This is a genomic window from Simplicispira piscis (genome assembly GCF_054783455.1).
The window spans coordinates 245,371-267,625 of record NZ_BAAGQN010000007.1 but is presented as its reverse complement, the minus strand read 5'-3'; the positions used below and the strand labels follow the sequence as shown (position 1 = coordinate 267,625).

Sequence of the window (22,255 nt, the reverse complement as noted above, 5' to 3'; positions counted from 1 at the left end):
ACACCGTTGGGTCAACGCGGCACCGTACACCAAGGCGGTCAATGCCCTCGTGCGAGGGCGTGAAATCAGGGACTCCAAGCAGCATAGCGAGGCAACGCCAACAAACTATCCGAGCCGCCGCCGAAGCCTGTCCCGCCACGTCGGCGGCGCAGGAGGGGGAGCCGCCAGCACCGCCAGCGCCTCCTTCTCGGCCTGCAGCTTTTCTACTCCTGATTGCAGCGCCTTCAAATCCGCCTGCTGCGATGCAATGATCTCTTTGGCCTCCGCAAAGGCTTTCTGGTGCTCCAACAGCGAAGCGTGTTCCTGCGCATGCACCAGCTTCAATGCCTGCATTTCATCCCGCAGCTTCTCCATCTCGGAATGCGCACTCTTGAGCTCCCAGGTCGGCGCATCCAAGGGAAGCGTGGCGACAACCATCCACTCATACACATCAAAGTCAGAGCAGACGCTACTGAGGTTGTGGCGCATAGCCCCTGGCAACACACTCCAGAACCGGCCAAACTCGCTCCGCTCGATCGGCAGTCTGCAGGCTTCCCATGAGCGTGGCGACCAGCCACACTCAAACAACATGCGTTCGATGCTACGCCGTGTAAAAAAGTGCAGATGCGTGCGATCCAGCAAGCCCTTTTCGGTGTAGTCGAACATGCCGAGCGTCAGTCCTGCCACGATACCGGCATAAGCCACATTCGGAACAGAGATGATCAACTGCCCCATGGGCTGCATCAACTTGGCCAACGCATCGAGCACCCGATCTGGTTGACGAAGATGCTCCAGCACATCACACGCCAATATGGCGTCAAAACGCCGCCCTTCCAAGCGCTCAATCCAGTCATCGGACTCCAGATCCGCTGCAATGACCTCCACCCCCAGGGCTTGGAGACACTGGAGTGCACCGGGATCGTTCTCGACGACAGTCACCCGATAACCCCGATCAATCATCACCCGGGTCATGGCTCCAGGACCAGGGCCCAGCTCAAGCACAGCCCCCTGCGCTGGCAAACGGCGCAGCAAACGGGCAGCCCAGTCATCCCCTTCAGGATCGAAAGCATAGTTGTATCGTTCAATATCGCTCAAGTGAGACCTCCGGAGAAGACTTCTGCCATAGATGATCCCATACACCCCACTGCCACCACGCCCATGGACGTTCCCGGACATCGTGGTGCAGCCGCTGAATCACCGCGTCCATTGCATTTTTCGGATGGTCTGGCAAAGGCTCTACCACCACCGAAAACCGATCTGGTCCCTGCGAATAAGTGATCGCATGCAGCAGTGGTACACCCGTCGATTGGGCCAGACGCTCAATACCTGTGGGAAGACTGATCTCCCCACCCAAAAAAGGGTGTTTGCGCAGACGGTTGAACTCTGGACTCCACACATCCGCCAGAATGATCCAGACCTGCCCTGCACGTAAACCTTCATGGACAGGTCGCAAGCTGTCACTGGAACTGCGGTACTGCCCACGAATCACCTGGGTAAAAGTTTCGATTTTGCGCATCAAAAACCGTCGGTGCGCTGGGCTGAGTTCCGGGTTATCCAGCACAGGCATGGTGAGCGCATTCATGGCAAGGCCTTTGCGCGCCAGCGCGATGGGTGCGGTCAAAAGTCGATCAAAGTGGGTGAGCACCACAATGAACCCCCTACCCCCATCCACCAATGACTGCGCGTGCTCCCAACCCGTGAGTTCTATTGAAGGACCACCCGTTGTCCCGATCCGTGACACTGCGGCAGAGTCCATCAATTCCAGGGCCAGCATATCCATATGCGCCGCAGCCCATTGGCGCCGTTGAGTCTCGTCGACCCCAGGAAACACCTCACCAAAACGCATGACCAGATAGTCCGCCGTCGCACGACGAATCGCCGCTGGATCGCGCCCCAACCGGGGAGCCAGCTTCCAGGGGAGACTCCCAGGAAGCTTGGCCAACGCTGGGTATCCGTATTGCAGACGCCAATCGCTCGTCATGTCACGGAAAGCCATTCATGCTCGAGCCACACAAGACCAAATTCACGGTTTTTCTGGTTCAGAACCGTAAAGGGCTGAATCAACTCAGCCATGTCAAGCACCTGAATACCGGTGTCGTCCAATGTGTAGACATTCCAGAGATACTCGCCCGAGAGCAGGGGCAACGCTGGAAAGCGTATACGCAAACGGTGCATCCCAGCACCGCTCATCGGACGCAAGGCGTTCTGAAACTGCGTACTGGTACCAAACACATTGTCTTTATCGGGGCGAACAATAGAAAACCCCACGTGAAAAGCCGCATCGTTGTAGGCCTCCACTTCGATTTCCACCGTCATGTCCTGAAAAGAATCCACCTGCGCCGGATTGATGCCATCGGCAGTTTCTATCGTCAGGCGCACAATTTTTGCCAGTGGCACATCTGCAGACGACGCCACGGGCCTGTCAGATGCCACCTGCTGCGCCCCCGCATCACTGTCGGCGGCACGCAGATGGGCATACCGCCTGCGCTCATGGGCCTCATACGCCGTCACCACATCCTCGGTGGCACCGATGGCCTGTATGCGCCCCCCATGGATCCAGGCCGCGCGCTGGCAAAGACTGCGCACCTGGTACAGATTGTGGGAACAAAAAAGAATGGTCGCTCCACGCTCGCGCATTCCCAAAATGCGGTTCAAACTCTTTTTTTGAAAATGCATGTCCCCCACGGACAGTGCTTCATCCACGATCAGCACATCCGGCTCTATGGCCGTAGCTGCCGCAAACGCCAAGCGCATGAACATGCCAGAGGAATACGTCTTGACCGGGCGTTCCAGTGTCTCCGCTGTCAGTTCTGAAAATGCGATAGCCCGAACGACAAAGTCTTCCATGGCCATGCCTTCCAGCCCGTGCAAGGCTGCCATGAACCGGATGTTGTCATGGCCTGATTCTTCAGGATGAAACCCCGCGCCCAATTCCAGCAAAGCTGTTACACGCCCTTGCAGGCCGACCCCCCCCCGGGTGGGCCGGATGGTACCCGCTGCAATCTTCAACAATGTGCTCTTACCGGCGCCATTCTCGCCAATCAAGCCAAAAGTCTCACCCGAATGCACTTCGAAATCAATCCCGGCCAAAGCCACATGCACCCGGTGACGTTGCTGCCTCGTTACCCACTCCCACAGACGGTCCTGGGGACGGGCATACACCATGTATGTTTTTTCGATATTCTCAAAACGGATGGTCATGCTTCACAAGGCCTCGCCCAATGCCGACTTCATCGAACGGAAGAACCACCACCCTCCGCCACCGAGCAAAACCACCCACGCCAACAAAGCCCAGGGAGTGCCCGCAGGCATAGGCATGTTGAAGACACTGCCCTGCACGGCCAACACCAGGCAAGCCAGCGGGTTGAACAAAAACCAGGCATGAAACCGCTCAGGCACTTGGGCCAAGGGGTACACGATCGGCGTAAGGTAAAACCACAATTGCAACGCAAAAGCCACCGCCGAGCCCACATCGCGCCAGAGAAAATGCGCCATGCTGAGTAACAAGGTCAAGCCAAACGTCAACACCACCTGCCCCAGTACAAGTAGAGGCAACCATCCCCACGAGGCGGAAGGCCCAACCCCCTGCGCCATCGAAAGCACCAGCAGCAAGCCATAGCCGATGGCCATTACCAGAAGGCTCCCACCCACCGAGACGGCGGGCAAAATTTCTGCAGGCATGGGCTGCTTGCGCAGAAAATCTTCATACGCCACCAGGCTGCCGACACCCCGCCCGATGGCATCGGTGAACGGCAACCAGACCGCCAGACCCGCCAGCAAATGCAGCAAGTATCCATTGTTCACGTCCAGGCCAGGCACGCGAACCGCCAGCACCAGGCCAAACAAAACGTAAAAAATCGCCAGGCTGGCCACAGGCTGCACAAACGCCCAGGCCAGACCGAGGACTGAGCCGGCATAGCGGGTCTTGAATTCACGCACCATCCAATACCGCCAGAGCACCCACAACTGGCGTGGGCTCCTTGGCGTTCCATGGGGCTGCGCTACCGGGCGGGAAGATGCCTGCGTCATGGCACAGTCCTCAGCCAGTCAAGCGCTCTGGCCACACCCTCGTCAAAAACCACTGTCGGACTCCAGTGCAATTCATCGTACGCCCGCCGGATGTCCAGCACATTCACCGGGGGATCAAAGGGACGCGCCGGGAACACCCGCCGCTCCACTGCGCGTCCCAGCAGCCGCTCCAGGGAGTCAATGATGTCATTAATGCTGTGCCCCGTGCCACCGCCAATATTGAACACCCGCGACGCGCCCTCGTGCTGCGCCGCTGCCACAAACGCACGCCCCACATCGGCAGCGTGCACGAAATCGCGCACCACTGAGCCATCGCCCCAGACATCCACAGACCGGGCTTGCAACGCACGGTGCGCAAATACAGCAATTACGCCTTGAATACCATGAGGCTGCTGCCACTCGCCATAGGGATTACTTAAACGCAAGACGCGGTGTGGCAAACCATGCTGTACCTCCTCGATGCGCAAGTGGTGCTCAAGCGCCAGCTTGGTAACGCCATAGGCCCCCATGGGAACTGTCGGATGCGACTCCGCCAACGGTACTGCCTGGGGACGCCCATACACTGCCCCACCTGACGATGCAAACAGCAGCCTGGGCCGCGCAGACCTTACACGCAGTCCTTGTAGCAAACGCAGACTCCCCACCAGGTTGGTCTGCGCATCCTGCACTGGATCTGCGCTTGCCGTGGCCGGAACGGTAGACGAAACCAGGTGCACCACCACATCTGCACCACCGCACTGATCCCACCATGCGGAGACATCGAAACAGTCGGCCTCAATAGCGCCAGCCAACCAGGAAGCATCGCCCGACAACGCCGCTACCGACAGATCCACAGCCCAGACATCCCCACCGGCAGCGGCCATGGCGCGCCCGATATGGCGCCCTAGAAACCCCGCCCCACCAAGAATCACGCAACGCATCTGGCGTCACTTCGCACGGGTTGCCCTCGTGCATGCAGCAAACCTGCCTCAAACTCTTCAGCGACAGCGCCCCAAGTTTGTGCACGGGCAAAAACCTCTGCGCGCGCACTCAAGGCATGGCGCCGTCGATCGTCTTCCAGAAGGGCACAAACTGCAGCCGTCAAATCTTCAGGTGTCGCATCCACCAGCGCGGCCACCTCGTCGTTCAGCAGCCAGTCCACATTCGGACCCCGGTTGGATACAACTGTGCAACCACAGGCCATCAACTCCAACGGCAGCAAGGATGCGTTCGTGAGAGACAACACCAACGCCACATCGCACTGGCTGTACAGATCAGGTAACTGATCGAGCGCCACCGTACCGCAGGCCAGGTGCGGAAAAGGAATGCGGTACCCCGCCGTATCCCATCCTGCCAGTACAAACTGCGTATCAGGCATGCGTTTCCAGACCGCATTCAGAACCAAAAGACCGATCTCGAACGCACGCCGTGGAGTGGGAGGCCGTGCGTAAAAAAACACGCGCCGCACTTGGGGTTCACGACGAGGCATCCGGCGATAACGATCCAGCTCTACGCCAAAACCGACCGCATGCGTCTGCATGCCATATTCCAACGCCAGTTTGTGGGCAAGCCAGTCGCCCGCTGTGATGCCAAAAAAACCAAAACGATAGGTGTTTTCTGCCAGCACCGACTCGGTACCCACCGGATAAAAAGAGGGCTCGTAGTCTTGCACAAAGTACAGCTTGTGTTGCGCACCGCTGAACGCACGAACCGGGTACGCTGTATCCCACCCCGTGGCCACCGCAAACTCGCAGGGAGGCAACTGCTCCAGTCCCAGTAGCACCTGTGCCTGCAAGGGAAAGAAATGCTCGCGAATCGCTGCACGCGCCGCCTCTGCATCGTGGTGCATCGCAGGCCTGCCAATCACGATGCTGGAGGTGTATCCCATTTGCTCCAGGTGCCAGATGGTACGAAAGATATTCAGATGTCCGCCCGATCCCACATTGAAATCGGGAATAAACCACAGGAGTGAGCCCTTTTGGGGCTGCCCTGGCAGCGCTGCCAACACCGAGGGCAAGGCAAAATCGTAGTGCTGAAATACATCGGTGCGAGGCCCGCTGGCCGAGCCATGACGCAAGCGACGCCAAACCATGCGCGCGGTTCTTGCCACGCCATCGCTACGAACCATTTGGCGCACGCGCCGGATTCTCTGCATGAACGCAAGGGCCATAATACTTAAACAGCCCCCGCGCGTTGCAAGTGCTCATCGCGTGAGACTGAACGCAACACGAAGTGCGGCAAACGCTCATGCTGCGTACCCAGATACTGTCCGGTCACCCTGGCCAGCTCAATGAAAGCCATGAATACCGTCTGCCGTACCAGATGCCAGCCACCCAACCCCTGCTCACGAAGCCACGCAGCGTCGCGTCGCGCCAGCTGCACGCCTGACGCCAGCGCACGGTGCAAACTGGCTTGCACCTTGTAGCCAAAATAGCGGTGAAACGAGCGCGCTTCGTCAAAATTGCGCTGCAGGGTTTCCCATATGCCGAAATCGTGCGAATGGTACACCGCTGCATCGGGCGCATATGCCTTGCCATACCCGGCCTTGATCGCGCTCAACGCCCAGGTCTGATCCTCGGCAAATGCGACCTCGGGCAACGGCAGGTGCTCCCATACAGAGCGTCGTATGCAAGCGTTATTGCTGGAGAAGAAATGCAACCACTGCCGGTAACCCGGATCGCTGTCAAAGCGGGCGCGGTCTTCCAGCCTCACCACACTGGGCAGCTGCCCAAACCCGGCAAAATGCTGAACCAACTCCCGTTGCGTGACATAGCGCGCACCCGGGTGTGCCAGGTGTGGGCCAAAAGCTCCTGCCACGGAAGGCTCGGCACTGCAAGCCTCCACCATGTGTCGTAGCCAATGGGGACTGGCAGGCCTGGCATCTTGTGTAATAAACACCAAAAATTCACCCTGCGCCATAGAAGCCAAAAGATTGCGCGTACGGCCATGCCCAAACTCAGAAGGAGCAATGGTATGCACTTGCACACCACGCTGGCGCGCCATTTCAACAGAGCCGTCTGATGAGCCGGAATCCACCACAATGATCTCGAAGGCCCATGGAGCCTCCTGCGCCAAAACGGTGTCCAATACGTCGCCCAGCAAACTCCCGCCATTTTTGACAGGTATCAGAATAGAAGCGCGGATAGGATTCATGTCTAAGGAGTTGCGTACGCGCCTGCTCAAAAACGCCCGCTCGCTACCGAACACAAGGCACCCGGCGTTCTCAGCAAAGCAGGCAACCGAAGATTGTACTTCGCTCGTCACCGATACAACATGTGGGCGCTACATGGTTACTTCTTGTCGAACATAGCCTTGATTGCCGCCTGATCTGGCTTGAATCCATATTTTTTCAGCATCGCGTCTTTGATGTTTTCGTTCGCTTTTTGTCGGCAATAGGTTTCTGCACGCTGGGGCACTCCTGCGGCCGCTTCGTCCCAGGCCAGTTGGCGAGCTTCCCGTTTTTGCATGACCAAAAATAGATAAACAAAATCACCCTCCTGTACAGGGCCGATCATTTCACCCTGGCTGGCAGAAGCAAGTGCTCGCATGATGGCCAAGTCTTCGGTCAACGTAACCCATCCCAAGTCGCCCTGCGGATCAAGCCCGTTCACTTTTTCCGCGCGTAGCGCCGCTTCTTCAAATGTTTCTACTTTTGAGCTGATGGACTGCGCACGTTGGAGCATCCACTCTGAAGCAGGCAGCCCCTCAATGCTGGCAGCCTTTGGCAGCATCACACGGCTCAGGCGGGCCGTCGGTGGGACACGGAAAGCATCGGGGTGTTCATCAAAATACTTGCGTATCGCTACTGGATCATCCGGTCGCTTGCAGGACGGAAGCAAGGTTTGGTAAATGGCTTGCCCATAGACATCATCAAAACGATCGCCCTCTTTTCCGTTACGCCGGGGCACACCTTTGCTCTCGCCCTCCATCGACAAGGCACGGGTCAGGGCCATTTCACCCAGCACCGACTCCACGCCATAGGCGTTACGAACCGCTCCCCTAAGATCAATACGTCGTTCAACATAGGCCGATAAGTCATCTTTGGTGATGGCTTCACCGTTCAGAAACGTACCTAGCTTTTCACTGGTTTGGGCTGACGCCCCTGCGCCCACAAAGGCGACGGCCAAGCTAAAAACAAGGTTTTTAAAAAACTGATGCATCATTTCCACAGCCTCTTTATTTCAAAACTCAATGGAATGCTTTTTTGGCGGCACGTTCCCACAAAGGTCCATAAATCACATCCATCTTGTCTCCCGACGAATTGAAAACGACGAGGTCTTGTACGCCATCGTGGTCTGCATCAACCAGCTGCAGGCCGGTAGAAAATCCGCTTGTTTTGAGCCAGCGTGTCTCTTGGACAGCGCCTTGATCATCAAGCTGCTGGAGGTGCAGCTGACGATCATCCCCCCAAATCACCAGATCATCATCTATGGGAGCGGCTGCCACACTGCCCGTCGGTGGAGCAACAATCCATTGGAGCACCCCTGTTTCCATATTGATACGCGCGTTGCGACCACCCGTTTCAAGTGCGGCATAAAGCCACAGTCCAGAGGGCGACGGCCTCACCTGTCGCGCAATACTGTCAAACTGCGCCAAGACGCGTGGCTGTGCAAGCCAATCGGTCTCCGAAACGGCGACCACTTTGCGGCTGTCGAGACAGGCAACCACCAACCCGCCGCTCGCCTGTCCTGGGATTTTTTTCACCTTGACGGGGTGCCATGGAGCCTCGCACCACACTGTGTGCTGAACCTTGACCGCCTCACGGCCATCTTCATGCCATTGCACCCATGCAACCTTTTGACCAGTGTATGGCGTGGCCAACAGGGTGTGAACGCCTGCAGCGGACTGCACAACTACAACGTCACGTGGCGCAAAGCCAATAGGCACCTGTTGCAAACGCGCCAACCGCTCTCCCTCTACCCGGAAGATATCCAGGCTAGTGGATTCTTCAACGGCGGCCACCAGTAATGAATCCGAAATCCAAGCAGCCGAATCAGGGTGATAGGCGACCGACTGTCGATCCAGAAGACGCGATTTGCGTCCGTCGAGCTTGTGCACAACGATTTTGCTGTTTTCGTGTTCGACAAGCCCGATCAGGCAACCTTGCACACCACAGCGCAACGCCCCTCCCCAAGCCATAGGCGCCTCAATGGTCAATTGCGTTGGAGCCACCACCGCCTCCAATGCAGCAACAGATCCATGAGAGGTCGATAAGGGCGCCATCTGGCATCCTCCTGCCAACAACACAACCACCCACAGAAACCCTCTACCCACCACTGAATCCAACACCATATCTAAAGCTCCAAAAAAAATAGCGCTCGAAAGCGCTATTTTTTATACTGTATCGCTGGCTCGACCCGTAGCCGAAGCAGCGTTAATTCAGGCGATACCACAAGGCATCGCCTGAATCAGATTACTTTAACGGTGTGCGCCCAGAACGGTTTGCACTGCGCCAAAAGCGGGAGCAACCATCACACTGTAGGTAAACACGCTTGCAGCAGTAGCAGGCGCAAAAGAAGCAGCCGTTGCGTTCCACTCGATGAAGCCATCGGTAAAGGATGCAGGGCGACCCACAATGGTTTCAGGATCGAACCAATCCAGTTCCGTGTGCGCCAGCGCGAAATTAACCGACTTACGGTTCTGCGCATTGTCGTACATATCGACCGTGTGCGTACGCTTTTGATCACCGGTAGACCAAACGACGATACGGGTATCGGTGCCGCCAGCTGCGCCATCAATGTAGTAACGCATGTTGAACGTAGTAGTCGTAGCAGCTGCCACTTGCGCCGCACCACCAACCGCCGTCAGAGTCGTAGGACCCATGGTGGTGATTGTTGTACCAGAACCAGCAAAATCAAGCGTCAAAGGACCATCGATCACTGGAGCAAATGCCACGTCTTGGGAAGCAACATCCACCTGGAAAGCATTAGCTGCGATCTTTGCCGTAGACGAAGGCGCACCAGCGGTGCAACTATCAGCAGCAACCAAAACCAAGTAGCCACGGACACCTGCAGTACCCGTACCCGAAATCGCTGGATCAGCCCAGGTAAAACCCTTGAACATGTTGTTGGTCACTGGAATGCAACCATCGGTAATGTGCTGAGAGTCCTGACCGAAGAACGTCCAGTACACGCCACCAGCGCCGTTAGAAATCACACCCACAGCGGTGGTATCAGTAGCGCCATTGTGGATCACGTTAGGAACCACAACACCGTTGCTGAATGTGCCCGAGGTGTACGCCTGTGCCACGCCGGCGGTCATTGCTGCTGCCGCGACGGCTGCCATTGCAAATTTTTTCATCTTCTAAGTCCTTAGATAATTGAAGGAAGCTTTCCCCACGATTGCGGGATATGCAACCCATCCGTCACTTCGTTTGGGTTGGTGCTATCTTAGCTGGAGAGTTTCACGTTTTCAATCAAAACTATCCAGAAATCGAATTCATCTGTTTTTGTTGCACTCGAACAACAAGCCTAGCGCTTTTCGTCGGGAAACATCGAGCTGCGCCGCTGCACATGGTGCCACACGCCATCAACGCGGCGCCATGCATCTTGCACAACACCCTCTTGCGTCTTGATACGCAGCAGGGGCAGGCTGTAGCGCATCCATACGTCTGCCACAGCGTCATCACCATCGATACTGCGCACACCGCGCACCTCAATGGCATCATATAGAACACCGCCGCGCTTGAGATAGGCGTCCAAAGTCATGCTCTGATCCTTGGACGCAAGCTCGAAAGCCCATGCAGGCACGCGATCGTTGGCCTGAATCAAATTCCAATAGGCTTTGGCACGCTGCTCCAAAGCCAAGCGGTCCGCTTCGGGTGACAGCTTGGCGGTGCTGGCGCAGCCACTGATGGCCAGTACCAAGGCAGGAACCCCCAAATACAGCATAAGTTGTCGGCGATTGGTCCACAAGTGCATGAATTCTTTCTCCTTAAGTATGAGGATACTGAAATGTATCCAAAACGCCTGCGCCAGGCTTATTTCTGGGATGCTGGGACTGTCACCGAGTCACCCGTAAGATCTCGGGGAAACGCCTGCAAAGACAGTGAGCGCATACGCTGACGCAGCTCAGCGCTGGCACTTCGCAATGCGTCGTCGTCCTCCAGGACGCGGGGCGTTATCAGCACCAGCAGCTCGGTACGCTCGCGTTTGTCGCTGCTGATTCCAAAAAGCGCTCCGAACAAAGGGATATCGGATAGAACCGGCACACCACTACGGCCATTGGTTTCGTTTTCCCGGATCATGCCACCCAGCACGAAGGGCTCGCCAGAGCGAACTGCTACCCGGCTCTGGATTTGGCGTGTTAAAAAGCTGCGCTGCTCGGTGGCCGCATCGATTTCGCCCACATCAGTGACCTGCTGCATGATATCCATCGTGATCAGGCCGCCTGCGTTGACGGAGGGGGTGACGGAGAGCATCACACCAGTGTCTTTGTAGGTGATGGATTCCGTCACAAGCGTTCCCGTGGCAGTGGTCGAACTCTTGACAGGCTGCTGCTTGCCGATCTGGATGGTGGCGTTGTGGTTGTCCAGCACTAAAACAGAGGGGTTGGACAACACACGCAACTGGGATTTTTCTGCCAGTGCATTGAGCGTGGCACGCACAACACCCGCCTTGTTAACGATGGTGTACGAGAACCCCGGCTGCTTGGCACCAATGCCGCCACTGCCATTCATGTTGAGCAAGGCCTGTCCTTCACGTCCGCCACTCAGAACATTCTGCAGATACCAATCCACGCCGTAGGCCAGATTTCCGATCAGGCTCACTTCGACGATGCTGGCCTCGATCAGCACTTGCGCTGGTGCCTTGTCCAGTTCTATCAGGGCTTTTTCGATGCGGCGGTATTCATTACGCGGGGCACGGATGAGCAAGGAATTGCGCTTGACATCGGCCACCACACGGACGTCGCCATCGAGTTGGCTGACCGATGTGGCCTGCGTGTTATTGGCGGGCATTCCCGCCAAACCTGAGCCAAAGGGAGCCGTAGCACCCGCCGAGGCATTGCTGCTAGCGCCCGTTTTTACGCCCGTGCCTGCGCCAGAACTGGCCAAACCTGCATTGGCAGTTGATCCAAACTGTGTTGGCGCAGAGCCTGACGCCACGCCCGCTTTCGCACCGCCTCCGGCGCCAAATAGGCCATTCAACATTTCCGCCAAATGGGCCGCGGAGCCGTTTTGCACGGGATAAACGAACAGCGCCGCTTCCAAAGCGTCCGATGGACGGTCAAGTCGCCGAATCCACGTCTCCACCTGGGCAAGCAAATGGCTACGTGGCGTAACAACGACCAGTGCGTTGAGCCGTTCGACAGGAATCACACGAATCAATCCCGCCAATGGGTTGCTGGCAGCAGTGGCCGCCGCCGCAGCCCCCCCTCCCGACGTCGGCGCCACTCCAGCAGCTGAAACGGCCCCAGAACTGGATGAACCATAAGGGTCAGATTGCTTGTCCGACCCTAGCATTGCCTGCAATGCATCACGCACCACATTGACGTTAGCGTTTTCCAGCACAAACACGCCCAGAGACATGCCGGACAGAAAATCGATGTCAAACGCCTCCACCATTTCCAGCCAGCCGCCCAGCTGCGCTTTGCTACCCTGCAGCACAAGAAGATTACGCATGCCATCCACATAGACAATGGCTTCTCGTGGCGCTATGGGCGCCAAAATCTTGGCCATTTCGGCAGCGGCAATGTAATTCAGCGGCACGATGACGGTGCCTGCGCCGGCCAGATCCTTGAAACGCGCCGCACCCACCACAGGACGGGCACCGACAGTGACCGTGCGTTTCGTAACGTGGTACACCCCCGCGTTATCGCGCACGATGGCCAGGTCGTGCGGCAATAGCACAGCGTCCAGTACATCCAGAACCTGGCTGCGCAGCAGTGGTTGCCGCGTGTGCAGACTGACTACAACATCGCCACCCGCGTCAATGGTGTAGTTGAGCTTGAGCAGGTCGCCCAGCAGGGCTGCTGCCAGGTTGCCGACCGTGGCATTCTCAAAATTGAGGGCGACCTTATCGCCAGTGGCCAGCACAGGGTCTACCCGGGGACCAATGTCACGCTTGAATAACTGGTCGTTTCCTGGGAAAAGCCGGGAGCTAGATGATGACTTCTTATCTACCGCCTTCTGCGAACCAGCGCCCCCTCCTGCGAGCGGTCCGGCGGACGGCTTTATGGCATCGTCCTGCTCTGGCCTCTTGTCTTCGTTGACCACGCTGGGGGCTGCCGCAGGCTCGGATCGAATGGTTACAGTGGGAGCATCGGGCACGCTGGCACAACCTGAAGCCAGCAAGGCCAGCAGTAGGAGGGATGGCCGAATATTCATAGTTGGTAACTCCGGTATTTGCGGTTTTATTGGTTTGCCAATGGCGGGCGCCCCATCCCTTGGATGGGCGCCTTGACCTGCGCAGGACTTCCAGCCTCCAGCGGTCGTTCAATGCGTTGTGCATCTGCGGACACGAAGACGGCATTGCGGCCATCGAATGATTCGATGCGCCAAGGTTGGGTATCGGTAGTGATTTTGAGTATGCTGCCGTCCTGGCGCCGCAAAATCGCTACGCGGGTACTGCCCGATTCCAGCACAAGCGTCAAACGAGACTGCGTCAACTCGTTTCCCAAGTCTTTCTTGGGTACCGCTGTGTCTACGGGGCGGCGTGATGTCCAGAACACCGGGCGCTGCACTGCATGCACCGCGCGAATGACCGGCATCTGGGGCATCGTTTCCAAACGAGGCAGTTCCGGCCGGCGTGCCGTCGGTGGGATCCAAGTGTTCTTTTCTGTGTGCCACCAATAGGCGCTACCGACGAGGGCTGAAACGGCCAACACAGGCACAAGAAACCAGGGTTTTATCATGGCTGCGCCTTTCCCGGTGCGAGGGGAGCTTCAAGCTGCAGGGTCACACGAGCGTTTTGTGGACCGGTTGCTACTCCTTCTCGCGAGAGCGTCGCAGAGCGCAGCCAGAAGGGGGGTCGATGGGTTTGCAACGTTTCCATGAAACGCACAAGCTTGGGCCACTCGCCTGAGATTGTCGCCGTCAGCCGGATGCGTGCCAGTTTGCCATCTGCCCCCGGCTCCAACGCCACTTGTGAAGACACAAGTGTGCCGCCAGCGGTTACGATCAACTCACGCAGTTTTTGCTGAACGTCGTTCGGAGCGTTCTCGCCAGCGGGATGCAGCAAAGGCGCAACCATGGAGCGCGCATCACCAAGCAGCGATTCGATATCGGGACCCGCCTCAACCACGCCATCGAGTCGTTCACTGCGCGATTCCAATTGCTGCAGTGCCCCGTCATACCGCGTCCAGAGTGCACGATAAACCAAACCTGCACCAGCGAGTCCTCCCAGTGCCAGCAAAATCAGAATACCAATGGCGCGGCGCGTCCAGGTGTTCATGGCTTGACCCCTTCCCCACGCCAGCGCATCTCAAATGTAAAGCGCTCTTTATTGAGGGTGTTGTCACGCACATTGGCCACTGTAGCGCGTACCTCAGCGAACGCAGGCTGGCGCCCCAGGTGCGCAATCAGCTCGGTGGCGTTACCGGTCAAGCCCGCAATCCGGATTTCGTTGTTATTGACTTCGATGCGATCCAGCGAAGCGTCGTCTGGCAACGCCTCAGATAATCGGTCTACCACGCTGGCAAGGGGTGGTACGGTACTCATGCTTTGTTGCAATTCTTGCGCCAGCTGTGCCTGTTGCCGCAGCTCGTCCAGTTGCTGGCGCAACGGCGCCGCCTTGGGCTCGAGCATGCTGACATGCTGTACGGCACGCACTACGGCCTGTCGCTGCAAGACCAATGGCATGAGTGCGGGCACCGACAACGCGCCCAGCATGAACAGCAATGAGCCGACGAGAATGCCATCGACCCAGCGCTGGCGCCCGAGCTGTCGTTGCCATGCCTTACCCCGCACAGCAAGGGCCCGCCCATGGTAGGTCAGGTAAACAGCCGCATCCGATGCGAGACCTTGCTGGGTCAGCAGATCATCCTGATCGCTGCGTTTACACACGCCCCACACGACGGCCCACCCGTTCTGGGGTGCTGGCACAGCATCCCAGGTTGCCACCACATGCTCTGGAGACAAGGGTGACACGCGCCACAAGGCCTCTTGCACGGCATCGTTGAGTTCCAATCTGGGCATGCTGGGCAATTGCATGGTGCCCCACAGGCAGTTGGTCTCTGGTACCAGAAGGCCGGTCGCTTTGCGTCGCTTTGCACTGGCGCGCAAACGGGTTCCGGTCACAGACCAATGCCCACCGTCGGCAGACACCACGATGCGAGCGCTTGCTGGCCATATTCCATGTTCCACCATTGCGCGCCTGAGATCGCTAAAACCCCAGGCCAGTCGATCCAGCGTGACGCGCACGCGAAGAGATAGCGGCCCCCTACCTGTCATGGTTTGAATTCCTGTTCCGGATTGTTAACACGGCGCGTTGGCTCGAGTGAGAGCGTTGTCCAAGGCATCAGCCCATCCGGGCGCTCGTTAAGATCAATCCACGCCTCGCGCTGCCACCATCGCCCGCCTTCAGTCTGCATAAAAACCCGCACCCTTAGAGCCTGCGCTCCACCGGCAGGGGCAGAAGTAAAAAATTCGGCAGCGATCCCAGAAAGTGGCACGCTTGTTTGCGTGTCAGAGGGAGAGGAATGGATACGCGCACCAAGCCCTGACTCGCCTGTGAGTGCATCGATCAGTGCGGAGGGCGCCGAACGGATGTCGATGCGCTGCTGTCCGTTGATGCTCAAATAGGGAAAGATTGTCTCATAAAGAGCTGGTGTCATTCCCAGCACTGCCTTCAGCTCAGACAAATCATCCAACCCTGTATTGCGGGGCACGGCGGGCCAATTTGCAGCCCTGTATTGCGCAGCTTCGGCACCACCAATGCCGCTGGGAACGTCATCCGGATCGATGAAATCCCGCACCCGCGACACCATTACGGCGGCCTCTCCCGGAGCAAGCCGCCCCACGTTCTGAAATAGTGCCTGGAAAAGAGCATCACTGGCGACATTTATATCCACCAGCCCATTCGCAGGAGTAATTTCGAGCCATATTGTGCTGCCCCCCAGAACCATGCGCTGGCGGCGGTATTGAGCAGCCGTGCCTTTTTCAGACACCATGCGTTGCGCAATAAGTTGCAAAGCGGCATCCAACACCGACTCTGAACGCAGGCGCTCAAGGCTCAGCCCCATATGCCGGGTTTGCTGGCGAATCCCATGGGCACTGGCCAATACGACCAGTGACAGCGCGGCCACCAGCCAGAGCACCAGTATCAGCGCCGCTCCCTGGTGTCGGCGTGGCATTTTCATCGTGCCCTCGCCAACGCAAAAACCAGGGTGGGCCAGTCACCGCGCTCATCGGCGATCTCAACCTTGATACGGGCGGGATACTGCGCTTTGGCAGCATCCCATTGCTGTACCCACTTCGCGGTGCGACCGTCCTGGTAATACCACTGCAACGTCCGAACATCTTTCAGCAGCGTCTCGCGCAGGGCGCGATTCCAGTCCAGCGCCGTGAGCACGCCATCGTATGGCAACGCCTCCACGGACAGATCGATTCGGCCATTCTCGTGCCGCAGGGGAGTGATGCGAAACACATACAACCCCCCGGCCTCGCCACGCTCGGGCAATGGTGCCACCCAAATGGCGCCTGCGGCAGTGCCACTGAAAAAGTTCACGAAAGCACCGCTGTCATTCCGACTGAGCAAACGCAGCGTGTCAAATTTACGCCCTAGCCACTGGCTTACCACCAGCATGTGCTCGGTACGATCGATCAGCCGCTGGTTGCGCTCTTCTGTGCGCCCGATCACACCAAAACCAGCGAACATCAATGTAACGACCGCAGCCGTGACAGCCAGGGCGACAAGCAGTTCGAGTAGTGTGAACCCACGGCTCTGTGGCCGGATGAAACGGGTCATGACGCTGCCCGATAGGGCTTCCAGGTCGTCCAAGTCAATACCACAGGCCCCTCTTTCGTACGCATGACATGGACTGTGACATTGGCTGCGCGCAAAACCCTTGCGGGCCGCCCATCTGCCTCCGTCAACTGCACTTGCTCAGGCGACACCTGCATACTCCAGTACCAGTCACCGGCCTGCCCAGTCGGTTGCCGCTCCAGGTCTTCTGCGTAGGCCGCAGCAGCAAGCGCTGACCGGGCCACCAACGCAGCCTCCACCCGTGCACCAACGTCCACCACGTTCTTCGAGCTTTGGCCCACAGTTCTGTAGAGCGTACTTAGCGCCATGGCGGCAATGACCATGGCAACCAGTGCTTCCAGCAAACTGAACCCTTGCTGGCGTGCTTCTCGACCCGAAGCACGCAGGGGATGGTGCGCCTGCATCATGCACTGGCCGCTATGGCGGCTTGCTCGATCGTGCCAAACAACCAGTTCACGCGGAAAACAACACCCAGACCTCCGCGCAAGACCGCCAGTCGGCCACCACGGGCACCACCGTCGGGATTGAATACAAAGAGCGCCTCTCCCACGGCGGGAGCGTCCTTGGTCGGGCGCTCGGCGGGGCTCCACTCCACCTCTAGTGACGCGGGAATTGCCATGGACGGCTTTCCATCCACCGAGAGTTGGCGGTTCTGTGGCTCGTAAGCCACAACCACGGCCCGCCCCTCCTGAATACACAGCGCACGCGCTTGGTTGAGTTGGGTGGCAACATCGCGGACTGCCTGGTGGTAGCGCGCGCGCTCCATGAAAGACTGGGCGCCCCCTCCCACCACGGACGCAGTAATAGCAGCAAGCACCAGCACTACCAGCAACTCCAACAGGGTGAACCCCATATTTCTCAGGCGCACTCCCGGTGTAAGGCAACGCATGCGGATCAGTTCACCGGATAAAAATCGAGGACGCTCACACTTCAGTTATAGATATCGGCGTTGTCCCCATCGCCACCGGCTTTTCCATCCGCACCCAGAGAGAAAATATCGGGTGCATTGTTGCGCCCAGGATTTTTGTAAAGATAGGTTGCGCCCCAGGGGTCGGCGGGCAATCCCTTTTTCAAATAGGGGCCGTTCCAGCCGGGCGCCGTGGCAGGGCGATCCGTCAGTGCGCGAAGACCCTCAGCATCATTGGGATAACGTCCCACGTCCAGCTTAAAAAGATCGATGCTTTGTTCAATTTCGGCGATTTGAACCCGCGCGGTCTTGGACTTGGCCCCCCCCAGTTGGTCGAGCACCTTGGGCCCCACCAGTCCCGCCAGCAAGGTCAGAATAACCAGAACCACGAGCAACTCGATCAAGGTAAAACCTGCGGAACGGCGCGCCTGCGTGGCGCGGCTGAAATAACAGCTGTTGGTATTGCTTTGCATGAAAAATCCTCGAACAGAAAATAATCAGATGGTGTCGTTGATTGACAGTACGCCGCCAAGAATGGCGATGATGATAAATGCGACGAATGCGCCCAGGATGATGATGATGAGAGGCTCCATTGCAGCCAGAACTCGCCCCATGGTGCGCCGACCTTCGTCTTCATAGCGGTCGGCCAGACTGAGCAATGTACTGTCAAGTTGCCCCGTTTCCTCGGCCACACGAATCAGCTGGGGTGCGCTCGTTTTATTGAAATAGGGAGAGGAAAACCCGGCAGACAGTCGTTTGCCCGTTTTCACAATGCCAACGAGCGGCTCAATGTCTTTGCGCAAGGCCACATTGGTCAAGGTATCAACCGCAATACGCAAGGCATCGACCATGGGTACGCCGCGTTGTAACAAAATTCCAAACGTTCGAAAATAGACGGCAAATTGGAGGTTTCGGACCACTTTTCCGAACAGCGGCATGCCGAGCAACATGCTGTCCACCTGCAACCGCCCTGCTGTTGTAGCCACCCAGCGAGACACTAAAAACAAAACCACCGTCATGCCGAGCATGATGGCCATCCAATGAGACCGTATCAGGTCACTGAGACGAACGACAAGCTGGGTCGAAAAGGGCAAGGCATCCCCCATCGAGTCAAAAATTTCCCGAAACTGCGGAACCACAAACGCCAGCAACAACACAACCGAAAGCACCGCGACGACCAGCAGGATGATGGGGTAGGTCATCGACGAGATCACGTAGTTCCGGAGTTTGTCCTGCGCCTCCAGTTGTACCGTGAGCTCCTTCAGAACCACTTGCAACGAGCCGGAGGTTTCCCCGGCCCGGATCAGAACGAGGTACTGGCGCCCAAGATCCCGCTCGAACGGCAGCAATGACTGATAGAGCGACTTACCACCACGCACGCCTTCTTCCACTTTGGCGATGAAGGCCTTCAGGCGGTCAGTTTCCGCCATGCCTTTGAGCATGGCCAACGCTTTGTCCAGCGGCATGTTGGCTTGCTTGAGGTGCGCCATTTCACGACTGAACAACAAGACCTCGCTGCGCGTGAGTTTGGCCCCACGGCGTTGCTCAGTCTGCGGCACGGGCGCAGCATCTCCCCCTGTAATTCGTACGGGCGTGATCCCCTGCCCGATCAGCCGCAACCGTGCGTTCTCAGCGCTCGGCGCGCGCACGCTGCCCTGGCACGGTTTGCCGTCGATCGTTAACCCATCGTATTGAAATTCAGTCATTTTGACGAGCGACGCGCAAAACTTCCTCTGCAGTGGTCAGGCCCAAGCAAACCTTGGTGATTCCATCCTGCAACAAGTTCCCTCCGGCATAGGTTCCGTCCTCGTCGCGGATGGAAGATCCTTGCTCAAGCACCCTTCTTTTCATGTCTTCCGTCAAAAGAAGTAACTCATGGATCGCCAGTCGTCCGCGGTAACCTGTGTTGCGACAATTGGGACAGCCGACCGCTTTGTAGAGCACCTGCCCTTCGCGCAGTGGCGCACCCAGTGACATCGCCGCTGCCTGCGCCTGGTCTGGCAAAAGCGGCGCCTTGCAATCGTCACAAAGCTTACGCACCAAGCGCTGTGCGAGCACCCCTATCACAGACGCCGTGATGAGATAGGGTTCAACCCCCATGTTGATAAGCCGGACAATGGCACCCAAAGCACTGTTGGTATGCAGGGTGGACATAACCATGTGGCCTGTCAGTGCCGCCTGGACTGCAATTTCGGCGGTTTCCCCATCCCGCATTTCACCAATCATGATGACGTCGGGGTCCTGCCGCAAAAACGAGCGCAGCACCTTGGCAAATGTCAAACCAATCTGGGGTTGCACCTGTACCTGATTGAGCCACTGCAATCGGTACTCCACCGGGTCTTCCACGGTGAGGATTTTCAGGTTTTCGCCTTCAAGCTGCTGCAACGATGCATAGAGAGTGGTGGATTTTCCTGACCCTGTCGGGCCTGTGACCAGCAAAATACCATGCGGCACACTCAGCAACTGGCGCAGGGACTGGAGCGTAGGCGGTGTGAAATGCAGGCTTTCCAAAGACAGTAAGTCAAAGTTCTTTTCAAGCAGGCGCATGACCACCGATTCACCGAATGCGGTAGGTACGGTGGAGACCCGCACATCTATTTCCTTACCATGCACGCGCAGTTTGGTGCGCCCATCCTGTGGCATGCGGCGCTCTGCGATATCCAGCTGCGAAAGTATCTTGATGCGCGATACGATGGCCGGAGCATCCTTGTTTTCGATGTCATCGATAGGAAACAGCTCACCATCGACACGGATGCGAACAACCGATCGATCTTCATAGTTTTCTATATGGATATCTGAAGCCTGAGCCGCTACGGCCTGTGACAAGATCTGGTTCACCCGCTGGATGATGGGCGCTTCGGAGGCCATATCACGCAAATGCTCAATGAACTCAGATGCCTCCTGCTGGCCCTCTCCATCTCCAAGGTCTTCCTCAGCGCCTTCAACATACCATTCGTTGAGTTGGCTTGATATTTCAGATTCAAGGCCAAAAACAATATTCGGGACAGCGCCGAAAACGAGACGCAAGGCATCACGCAATGGCGCACTTCCAGGGTCGGCGGACGCAAAATCTGGAATGGCTCCCGTTTCGTCCGTGTCGCCCAAAGGCAATAGGTTGCTGGCCAAGAGAAAGCTGGTATTGAGTTTCGATGTCTCGGGCCTGTTTTTAGGGAATGCCTCCAGGCGCAGCAAAGGCAACCCCGCTTGACGTGCAAGGGCCATGTACACGTCCACTTCAGAAACCAATCCGAGACTTATCAGCAGCCGCCCCAGGCGCCCACCCAAGGAGCGCTGAACCTCCAGCGCACGCTCCAGATCGTTGCGCGAAAGCTTCTGGGTCGATAACAGCATCTCCCCCAGCTTGAGAGCGACGACATCCGAACCATTAGCAACACCCGGCTCAGTCAAAGAAGTCATTGCCTGCACCTTCGGTAAAAATATCAAAAATACAAATATTGGACACTGTCTAAAACCAAAAAATCACCTGGACCACACAAGACACCGGCTCAATCGATCGAGCTCAGGTCCAGAATAATAGATCCTGTAACGAAAAACCCGCACAAACCAAGGCTTATTTCTCCAGGAGAGATAATCAGCAATATACGCACAATCAAAATTAAACGACAACAATCTATGTTGTAGCGCTTGTGCTTGGAGGAGCGTATCTTTTCCCAGTTTTTTTATTTTTCTATAAATTCCGGGCACATCAGAAAAAAGACGATTCAGCCGATTCATCAAACTCCGGCTCTTCGCACCGACCTGATTACCACCATGCTGTCTGTATAAAACAAGAGGGGTTGCGATAAAAAATCGTCGACCACTTCCACTGATGAGACCACACCACCAGTCATGCATAATAACTTCACTGGGCAATGGCAAAGCCATTTTCAAAAGAGTTCGATTCACCATCATTGCACAGCCCGTCACTTGATTGACACTCAACAAAGACAGTGGAGAGCAAGCATCTGGATTAATTAATTGATGCTTCGCAAAAGACGGCGCTATGATCCCCAGGTTTTCATCGACCACCTCCAGATCGGAATGAACCAGGCAAGGCACACTCTTGCCATCACACCCTTCTATTCGCGTCATTTCGGCCAGCATACGCTCTATTTTTTGCGGCAACCATACATCATCTTGATCGCAAAAAGCCATCCAGTTTGACTGGCCATCTTCCAGACTGAAATGCATCAAATTTTCAAAATTCCGGATAACGCCTTTTCCAGGAGATGCATTTTTCACAAGAACAAGCCGGTCTTTCAATTGCTCTCTATAAGACTCTAAAATAGCCATTGTTGCATCAGATGAACCATCATCACTGACCAAAATCCTGAAAGATTGGTGCGTTTGAGAAATTATGGAATCCAGCTGACTTTCAAGGTACCTGGATCCATTGTAAGTTGCCAACAATATATCAACCAGCATTGGTTTCATTTTG

23 protein-coding genes are annotated in these 22,255 nt (G+C 56.9%); all 23 read right to left on the bottom strand.

All coding sequences use genetic code 11. The features are described 5' to 3' along the window. Nucleotides 1-105 precede the first annotated feature (105 nt). Nucleotides 106-1,074, bottom strand: a complete 969-nt coding sequence (locus tag ACYVOC_RS04655; RefSeq protein ID WP_461161021.1) for a methyltransferase domain-containing protein — start codon at nucleotides 1,072-1,074, stop codon at nucleotides 106-108. Continuing rightward, entirely contained in the window at nucleotides 1,061-1,975 is a 915-nt protein-coding gene (locus tag ACYVOC_RS04650) for a lysophospholipid acyltransferase family protein (RefSeq protein WP_461161020.1), read from the bottom strand. Before ACYVOC_RS04650 ends, ACYVOC_RS04655 begins: the two co-directional genes overlap by 14 nt. Continuing rightward, nucleotides 1,957-3,180, bottom strand: a complete 1,224-nt coding sequence (locus ACYVOC_RS04645; RefSeq protein ID WP_461161019.1) for an ABC transporter ATP-binding protein — start codon at nucleotides 3,178-3,180, stop codon at nucleotides 1,957-1,959. The genes ACYVOC_RS04650 and ACYVOC_RS04645 overlap by 19 nt, the downstream gene beginning before the upstream one ends. A gap of 3 nt (nucleotides 3,181-3,183) precedes the next feature. Beyond that, nucleotides 3,184-4,008 carry an ABC transporter permease gene (locus ACYVOC_RS04640; RefSeq protein ID WP_461161018.1) on the bottom strand — a complete coding sequence of 275 codons (825 nt, stop codon included), beginning with the start codon at nucleotides 4,006-4,008 and terminating at the stop codon, nucleotides 3,184-3,186. Continuing rightward, a complete protein-coding gene (locus ACYVOC_RS04635) occupies nucleotides 4,005-4,928 on the bottom strand; it encodes an NAD-dependent epimerase/dehydratase family protein (RefSeq protein WP_461161017.1) in 924 nt (307 codons plus the stop codon). Before ACYVOC_RS04635 ends, ACYVOC_RS04640 begins: the two co-directional genes overlap by 4 nt. Further along, entirely contained in the window at nucleotides 4,916-5,875 is a 960-nt protein-coding gene (locus ACYVOC_RS04630) for a glycosyltransferase family 4 protein (RefSeq protein WP_461161016.1), read from the bottom strand. The genes ACYVOC_RS04635 and ACYVOC_RS04630 overlap by 13 nt, the downstream gene beginning before the upstream one ends. Nucleotides 5,876-6,162: 287 nt before the next feature. After that, nucleotides 6,163-7,140, bottom strand: a complete 978-nt coding sequence (locus ACYVOC_RS04625; protein ID WP_461161015.1) for a glycosyltransferase family 2 protein — start codon at nucleotides 7,138-7,140, stop codon at nucleotides 6,163-6,165. A gap of 137 nt (nucleotides 7,141-7,277) precedes the next feature. Then, entirely contained in the window at nucleotides 7,278-8,150 is an 873-nt protein-coding gene (locus tag ACYVOC_RS04620; RefSeq protein WP_461161174.1) for a peptidyl-prolyl cis-trans isomerase, read from the bottom strand. A gap of 25 nt (nucleotides 8,151-8,175) precedes the next feature. Beyond that, nucleotides 8,176-9,279 carry an FG-GAP repeat domain-containing protein gene (locus ACYVOC_RS04615; RefSeq protein WP_461161014.1) on the bottom strand — a complete coding sequence of 368 codons (1,104 nt, stop codon included), beginning with the start codon at nucleotides 9,277-9,279 and terminating at the stop codon, nucleotides 8,176-8,178. Between the two features lie 126 nt (nucleotides 9,280-9,405). Beyond that, a complete protein-coding gene (locus tag ACYVOC_RS04610) occupies nucleotides 9,406-10,287 on the bottom strand; it encodes a hypothetical protein (RefSeq protein ID WP_461161013.1) in 882 nt (293 codons plus the stop codon). Between the two features lie 170 nt (nucleotides 10,288-10,457). Further along, nucleotides 10,458-10,907 (bottom strand): hypothetical protein, encoded by a 450-nt coding sequence (locus tag ACYVOC_RS04605; RefSeq protein WP_461161012.1) that lies wholly within the window; start codon nucleotides 10,905-10,907, stop codon nucleotides 10,458-10,460. A 59-nt stretch (nucleotides 10,908-10,966) separates the two neighbouring features. Continuing rightward, a complete protein-coding gene (gene gspD, locus ACYVOC_RS04600; RefSeq protein ID WP_461161011.1) occupies nucleotides 10,967-13,312 on the bottom strand; it encodes a type II secretion system secretin GspD in 2,346 nt (781 codons plus the stop codon). A 26-nt stretch (nucleotides 13,313-13,338) separates the two neighbouring features. Then, complete coding sequence (locus ACYVOC_RS04595; RefSeq protein ID WP_461161010.1) at nucleotides 13,339-13,839, bottom strand: hypothetical protein; 501 nt, start codon at nucleotides 13,837-13,839, stop codon at nucleotides 13,339-13,341. Further along, a complete protein-coding gene (locus ACYVOC_RS04590) occupies nucleotides 13,836-14,378 on the bottom strand; it encodes a GspMb/PilO family protein (protein ID WP_461161009.1) in 543 nt (180 codons plus the stop codon). The genes ACYVOC_RS04595 and ACYVOC_RS04590 overlap by 4 nt, the downstream gene beginning before the upstream one ends. Continuing rightward, nucleotides 14,375-15,121 (bottom strand): PilN domain-containing protein, encoded by a 747-nt coding sequence (locus ACYVOC_RS04585; RefSeq protein ID WP_461161008.1) that lies wholly within the window; start codon nucleotides 15,119-15,121, stop codon nucleotides 14,375-14,377. Before ACYVOC_RS04585 ends, ACYVOC_RS04590 begins: the two co-directional genes overlap by 4 nt. A gap of 251 nt (nucleotides 15,122-15,372) precedes the next feature. Continuing rightward, nucleotides 15,373-16,284 carry a type II secretion system minor pseudopilin gene (locus tag ACYVOC_RS04580; RefSeq protein WP_461161007.1) on the bottom strand — a complete coding sequence of 304 codons (912 nt, stop codon included), beginning with the start codon at nucleotides 16,282-16,284 and terminating at the stop codon, nucleotides 15,373-15,375. Further along, nucleotides 16,281-16,892, bottom strand: coding sequence for a prepilin-type N-terminal cleavage/methylation domain-containing protein (locus ACYVOC_RS04575; RefSeq protein WP_461161006.1), 612 nt, complete (start codon nucleotides 16,890-16,892; stop codon nucleotides 16,281-16,283). Before ACYVOC_RS04575 ends, ACYVOC_RS04580 begins: the two co-directional genes overlap by 4 nt. Further along, entirely contained in the window at nucleotides 16,889-17,317 is a 429-nt protein-coding gene (locus ACYVOC_RS04570) for a prepilin-type N-terminal cleavage/methylation domain-containing protein (protein ID WP_461161005.1), read from the bottom strand. The genes ACYVOC_RS04575 and ACYVOC_RS04570 overlap by 4 nt, the downstream gene beginning before the upstream one ends. Beyond that, nucleotides 17,314-17,799, bottom strand: a complete 486-nt coding sequence (locus tag ACYVOC_RS04565) for a prepilin-type N-terminal cleavage/methylation domain-containing protein (RefSeq protein WP_461161004.1) — start codon at nucleotides 17,797-17,799, stop codon at nucleotides 17,314-17,316. The genes ACYVOC_RS04570 and ACYVOC_RS04565 overlap by 4 nt, the downstream gene beginning before the upstream one ends. Nucleotides 17,800-17,840: 41 nt before the next feature. Beyond that, entirely contained in the window at nucleotides 17,841-18,290 is a 450-nt protein-coding gene (gene gspG / locus ACYVOC_RS04560; RefSeq protein ID WP_461161003.1) for a type II secretion system major pseudopilin GspG, read from the bottom strand. A gap of 24 nt (nucleotides 18,291-18,314) precedes the next feature. Beyond that, nucleotides 18,315-19,523 carry a type II secretion system F family protein gene (locus tag ACYVOC_RS04555; RefSeq protein ID WP_461161002.1) on the bottom strand — a complete coding sequence of 403 codons (1,209 nt, stop codon included), beginning with the start codon at nucleotides 19,521-19,523 and terminating at the stop codon, nucleotides 18,315-18,317. Then, on the bottom strand, nucleotides 19,516-21,234 hold the full coding sequence (locus ACYVOC_RS04550) for a GspE/PulE family protein (RefSeq protein WP_461161001.1): 1,719 nt from the start codon (nucleotides 21,232-21,234) through the stop codon (nucleotides 19,516-19,518). Before ACYVOC_RS04550 ends, ACYVOC_RS04555 begins: the two co-directional genes overlap by 8 nt. Nucleotides 21,235-21,297: 63 nt before the next feature. Next, entirely contained in the window at nucleotides 21,298-22,251 is a 954-nt protein-coding gene (locus tag ACYVOC_RS04545) for a glycosyltransferase family 2 protein (RefSeq protein WP_461161000.1), read from the bottom strand. Nucleotides 22,252-22,255 lie beyond the last annotated feature (4 nt).